The 5339-nt window shown below is 62.1% G+C and carries 8 protein-coding genes; 4 read left to right on the top strand and 4 right to left on the bottom strand.

The features are described from left to right. Positions 1 to 120: 120 nt before the first annotated feature. Both K3F48_RS23210 and K3F48_RS23215 read left to right on the top strand, forming a co-directional pair. A complete protein-coding gene (locus K3F48_RS23210) occupies positions 121 to 687 on the top strand; it encodes a TlpA disulfide reductase family protein (RefSeq protein WP_222577812.1) in 567 nt (188 codons plus the stop codon). Further along, positions 684 to 863 (top strand): hypothetical protein, encoded by a 180-nt coding sequence (locus K3F48_RS23215; RefSeq protein ID WP_222577813.1) that lies wholly within the window; start codon positions 684 to 686, stop codon positions 861 to 863. Before K3F48_RS23210 ends, K3F48_RS23215 begins: the two co-directional genes overlap by 4 nt. Here the strand turns inward: K3F48_RS23215 and K3F48_RS23220 are convergent. After that, complete coding sequence (locus K3F48_RS23220; RefSeq protein ID WP_222577814.1) at positions 860 to 1411, bottom strand: TetR/AcrR family transcriptional regulator; 552 nt, start codon at positions 1409 to 1411, stop codon at positions 860 to 862. The genes K3F48_RS23215 and K3F48_RS23220 overlap by 4 nt on opposite strands. 163 nt (positions 1412 to 1574) lie before the next feature. On the opposite strand from K3F48_RS23220, the gene K3F48_RS23225 reads away from it, so the two are divergent. Together K3F48_RS23225 and K3F48_RS23230 are read left to right on the top strand one after the other, a co-directional pair. Beyond that, the gene (locus K3F48_RS23225; protein WP_222577815.1) at positions 1575 to 2039 is read left to right on the top strand and encodes an SRPBCC family protein; all 465 of its coding nucleotides are present in this window, start codon (positions 1575 to 1577) and stop codon (positions 2037 to 2039) included. 222 nt (positions 2040 to 2261) lie between these two features. Beyond that, entirely contained in the window at positions 2262 to 2840 is a 579-nt protein-coding gene (locus tag K3F48_RS23230; RefSeq protein WP_222577816.1) for a carboxymuconolactone decarboxylase family protein, read from the top strand. A 52-nt stretch (positions 2841 to 2892) separates the two neighbouring features. Here the strand turns inward: K3F48_RS23230 and K3F48_RS23235 are convergent, their stop codons facing one another. Genes K3F48_RS23235 through K3F48_RS23245 form a run of 3 tightly spaced genes read right to left on the bottom strand, consistent with a single transcriptional unit; the run spans position 2893 to position 5270 of the window. Further along, complete coding sequence (locus K3F48_RS23235; RefSeq protein ID WP_222577817.1) at positions 2893 to 3945, bottom strand: methyltransferase domain-containing protein; 1053 nt, start codon at positions 3943 to 3945, stop codon at positions 2893 to 2895. 5 nt (positions 3946 to 3950) lie between these two features. Beyond that, a complete protein-coding gene (locus tag K3F48_RS23240; protein ID WP_222577818.1) occupies positions 3951 to 4520 on the bottom strand; it encodes a carboxymuconolactone decarboxylase family protein in 570 nt (189 codons plus the stop codon). A gap of 54 nt (positions 4521 to 4574) precedes the next feature. After that, positions 4575 to 5270 (bottom strand): TVP38/TMEM64 family protein, encoded by a 696-nt coding sequence (locus K3F48_RS23245; protein WP_222577819.1) that lies wholly within the window; start codon positions 5268 to 5270, stop codon positions 4575 to 4577. Between the last annotated feature and the right edge of the window lie 69 nt (positions 5271 to 5339).

A 5339-nucleotide genomic window follows, 5' to 3' on the forward strand; every position in this document is an offset into this window, starting at 1 on the left:
GCATGCCTATTGGGCCGCGCTGCTCATCGTCATCATCGCGCGCGGTCCGGGCGCCATCTCGCTCGACCATCTGCTCTTTCGCCGATGACCGCGGCGCCGGATCATCCGTCGCGCCGTACGATGACTATCGGCCTCGTCGGCGCGGCGATATCTTCGTCGGTCGAGGCGCAATCGAACAACGATCGGTCTTGGCCGCAGCTGCGAACTCCGACCTCGCAGTTCATCGAGCTGCGACCGCTCGCCGAGGCGCCCGCGCTCGACCTTCGACGCATCGATGGCAAGACGATCGAGATGAAGGCGCTTCGCGGGAAGGTCGTCTTGCTGAGCTTCTGGGCGACATGGTGTCCGCCCTGCCGCCGCGAATTGCCGACGCTCGAACGTCTCGGGCGGCTCGTCGACCCGCGCGACCTCGAGATCGTCGCGATATCGATCGACAAAGGCGGAAAAGATTCGGTCGCTGCATTCTCGAGGAACATCGGCGTCCTTCGCCTGCTGCCCTTTCTCGACCCCGACGGACTTATCGCGGTCCGTGCCGGACAAGCTTCCTCCTCGCCCTTCGTTCTTCATGGCATGCCGATCTCCTATGTCGTGGATCGGCTCGGACGCGTCGCCGGCTATATCGTCGGCGAGGTCGACTGGACGTCCGGCGACGCCCTCGCGTTGATACGATTCTACGCAGATCGATGATCATCGGCGCTTCGGTGACGCACCATCTGAATAGCCACGAGTGCGGCGAGATGGGGAATTTGAAGTCCATCAAGGGCGTCGACGATGCAGGCAGCCGCCACGCCGATCAGGCGAGCAGCGCGGCGCATCGCGTTGTATGCGAAGTCGCCGGTCCTTCGCCCAAGGAAATATCCTAATCGGACATGCGCGCAGATACGCCGCAGGCCGCCCGGCCTGACGCGATGATATCCAAAATGAGGGGTGTGAAGCCTTCGAATGAGCCAATCGCCGAACACGCCACCGCCACTGCGAGCGCCTGACGAGCACGTACATGAGGCGGAGGGTCCGATTTTATCTCTTTGCGTTTCAACGCGCCGCGCAGAGCGTTCTCGAATGCATCGGACAGCCGGTCGAAGTGCGCCTTGATCTCGACTGCCACTTCGGGCTCGGCGGCGACCTTATCCGCGGCGGTCCTTATGACGAGGCAGCCAGACCAACCGGGTTGCCGGGCCGCGCTTTCGAACCTGGCCCAGAACTCGGCCAATGCCGCCACACCCGCGCCGGCGCTCTCGAGGTCGCGCAGAAAGTGGTCGCCGACCATCTGCCGGTAGCTTTTCAGAGCAGCGACAAGGAGCGCCTGCTTGTCCGGCCAGAGCGCGTAGAGTCCTTTGCGGCTCGCGCCAATCTCACCCACCAGCGTATCGAACGACACGGAATCGTATCCCCGTTGCCAGAACAGTGTCATCGCGGTTTGCACCGCAACCTCAGGATCGAACCCTCTCGGCCTCCCCACTATCCCTCTCGATCGCGCACTCGCTCCGTTGACAGAGAATACGCATTCTCTTATGACTGGCCCAATAAGAGAATATTACGTCTCTTTCGAGCGGTCCGCAACCAGGAGACCAAGAATGACCACCCTCAGGGTCGAACTCAACATCGCCGCTGACGCTGGCGTCGTTTGGGCGCTGCTCAAGGATTTTCAACACATCGCCGCCTTTAATCCGAACCTGTCCCGCTCAATCCACATCGACGGCACGCCGCGCGAAGGTGTTGGCGCGGAACGCCGCTGCGAACTCAAGGATGGGCGAAACTGGATCGACGAACGCGTCGTCGATTGGCGCACAGGCGAAAGCTACACCGTCGAAATCTACGCCGGCACGATGCCTATCCGGGAGGTGCGGACGACGCTTGCAGTGTCCCCGAATAGGGCGGGGTCCCGAGCCATCATGCAAATCACTTACACGCCCAAATTCGGACCCGTGGGCCACTTGCTCGACCTATTGTTGCTGCGCGGAAAAATGAAGGAGCTGATGGAGAGCGTGCTCGAGGGGCTGCGGCAGAAGTCCGTCGAGAGCTTGTTGGCCAACGACTGACGCAGCCGAGAGATCGAAAGGCAAGATTGTGCTCAGATCAACCGGCCTTTGGGGAGCTGCTCATCCGGCGCTCAAAATCGGCCTCGCCAAAGAGTCAGAGAGCCCGTGCTCTCCGTCGAAGGTGAAGGGCTTCGACAGGTTGCGTGTCGAAGACGTGCAGACAAGCCTTCACGGATGACGATCCGAGACGATCGACAGGACGATAACAGGGGAGAGATCACAGTGACGACGATTTATAAGATCAAGGAGCTCGGCCTCCTGACCATCGAAGCGGCGACCGGCAAGGCGCGCGACTTGCTGGATGCCGCCAAGCGGCAACTCGGCTTTGTTCCCAATATGTATGGCGCCATGGCGAATGAGCCGGCTCTGCTCGAGGCCTATTCCACGACCTACGCCGCCTTTCGACGCGACGCCGGCTTCACGTCGATCGAGCAGGAGCTGATATTCCTCGTCATCAGCCGCGCGAACGGCTGTCACTATTGCATGGCGGCGCACAGCTTCGTCGCGGATAAAATGTCGAAAGTTCCGACCGAAGTGACGGACGCCATTCGCGATGGTCGCGCGATCCCCGATTCGCGGCTGCAGGCGCTCGCGACATTCACGCATGTCATGGTCGAGATGCGTGGTCTCCCGAGCGAGGGCGCCGTGCGGGAGTTTCTCGCCGCAGGTTACAGCGAGAAGAACATTCTCGGCGTCATTCTCGCGATCGGCGTGAAGACCTGGTCGAATTATGCCAATCATCTCTTCCACACGCCTGTCGACGACGTCTTCGCGTCTCGGGTGTGGAAGGAAGCCGCCTGATTTCGCAAAGGCGAAAGACGCCCGGTCGCAACGAGCGGCCGGGCGCCGCTTTTCAACAGCACGCGTCTGCGTCCCTGTTCTGATCGGCGTAGCCCGTGAAGGGGACATTCGTGCCGCAGCCAGGAAAAATGCCGAAATGCGACGAGAAGTCGCCGAGGAAATCGAAATAGGGAGCGAAGCGGCTCTCCTTCAGCATGCGCCAGCTGTTGCCGCAGACGGGGAAGAGTCGGCCCTTCTCGATCACATGATGGCTGTCGAGCGTGAAGCGGTGCGGCGCTTCCGGAACGCCGCCTCTATAGTTCACCGCTTGGCCGTAATCCTCGCATGCAGGCTCGAGGCCTTCGATCTTGAACAGACGATAGGTCGCCGAATAGAAGCGCGCCGCGCCAATCTTTTCCTCGATCTCGGAATCGGTGATCTCCAGCGGCCGGCTGGCTGCGAGGCGCGGATCGCCGAAACCGGCGGCTTTGGCGAGCGCGAGGAAATCGCCCCAATAGAGAGCGCCGCCGAGACACTCTCCATAGACGACGGGATCGTCGCGCAAGGACGGATCGAGGCGCCGGTCGGCGTAGACATCGGCGAAGTGAAACTCTCCGCCCGGCTTCAAGAGATCGAACGCCCCTCGCAGGACTGCGGGCTTGTCGATCGAGAGATTGACGACGCAATTGGAGACGATGACGTCGAAGCTCGCCGGCTCGAGGCCGAGCGCGTCGAGCCGCTCGATATAGCCGTGCAGAAAGCGCACATTATTGCGCGCATAGCCGAATCTTTCCCTGTGCCACTCGATATGCGCCGTCGCGGTTTCGAGCTGCTCCGGCGTCATGTCGACGCCGACGACCTCGCCCGACGGACCGACGAGCTGCGACATGAGATAGACATCGCGCCCGGAGCCGCAGCCGAGATCGAGAACCCGCCGGCCTTTCAGCTCCTCGGGAGCGACCAGTCCGCATCCGTAATATTTCGTTAGAACCTCATCGTGGATATTCGACAGCAGCGCCTTCACCCGCGCGGGCATGCTGTCGGGCGTGCAGCAGGCCATGGTCTTGAGATCGCCCGAGCTGCGCAGCGTCTTTCCGTAATAGTCCTTGACGGCTTCAATGTTCATGAATTTCACCCTTTCGGATTGGTTTGTCCCGCCGGCAGCTTGCAAAAGCCTTGTGAGGGAACGTCTAGCGCCGCATTGAATTTCGAGGAGAGATTTTGAAAGGCGACGAGGCCGGTCAATTCGACGATCGCATCGTCGCTCCAATGCTCCTTCAATCTGGCGCGCAGCTCGTCGCTCACGCCCGGCTCGGTCCATGTCATCGCCTCGGCATATTCCAGCGCGAGCCGCTCGTCCGGGGCGAACAGCGGGCTATCGCGCCAGTCCGTGAGCGCGTCGATCTTCTCCATCGCGACGCCGCGTTTCGCCAGCGTCGCGGAGTTGATGTCGACGCAAAAAGCGCAATGGTTGATCTGCGAGACGCGCACGGTCAGCAATGAGCGCAGCGCCGGCGACAAAGGCGAGGAGCGTCGGTTCAAGGCGCCGTATAACAGCGCCGCGGCCGCGAAGACCAGAGGCGAGCGCCCCCAAAGCAGGCCCGGATCGAGAACTCGTCCATAGGTCAGCTTCTGCTTCCAGAAGAAGAGACGAATGAACCAAGGATATCGGGAAATCGGCTTGGCTTCGACGATTGGCACGAGGAGTCTCCGTTCGAAAGGGAGGGCGCAGCATGCGCTCGACCGCGTTGGTCATCATCGCGATCTTTCGCGCAGGCGCCGCAGGACCACTGGTAGCAGCGACAGAGCGCCGAGTCCGAGCAAAGCAGCGATCAATGTGGGGCTGAACACGTCTTGCAACCGCACGTCTGCGCCGGCGTCGAATATCTCGCCGAGACTTGCTCCGAACGCCGCAAAGACCAGCGTGCCGGGCACGACGCCGATCGCGGTGGCCGCGACGAAGGGCTTCATGCGCATTCCCAGCAGCGCGGGCGCCAGATTGACGGCCCAGAACGGAAATACGGGAACGAGGCGAAGGAACAGCAGATAGTTGAAAGCGTCCTTGCGAAAGCCGTCGGCCATGCGCGCGAGAAAAGGTCCGGCGCGCTCGCGCAGGACGTCGCCCGCGACGGAGCGGGCTATGAGGAACAGCAGGGTCGCGCCCAGGGTCGCGCCGACGACGGTCAATGTCGCTCCGAGCGGAACGCCGAACAGGAACCCTCCCGCGAGCGTCATGATCGCCGCTCCGGGCAGGGAGAGCGCGACGACTCCGACATAAGCGAGCACATAGGCGCACGCCGCGGCGACGTCGTGCGATCGGACGAAGGCCAACAGCGCGGCGCGATTGTCGCGCAAGGCGTCGAGCGTGAGATATTGGTCCACGCGCAAATAAAAAGCCGCCGCGATCAGCGCCGCGAGCGCGAGCAAAGGAGCCAGTCGCTTCAGGCTCATCCGAAAGCTCCGAGAAAACGGACGAGCGCGCGCATCCGCGCCGAAAACAGCGCAGGGGTGAAATAGCCG

It is taken from the genome of Methylosinus sp. Sm6, from assembly GCF_019802345.1.
Lineage (GTDB): Bacteria > Pseudomonadota > Alphaproteobacteria > Rhizobiales > Beijerinckiaceae > Methylosinus.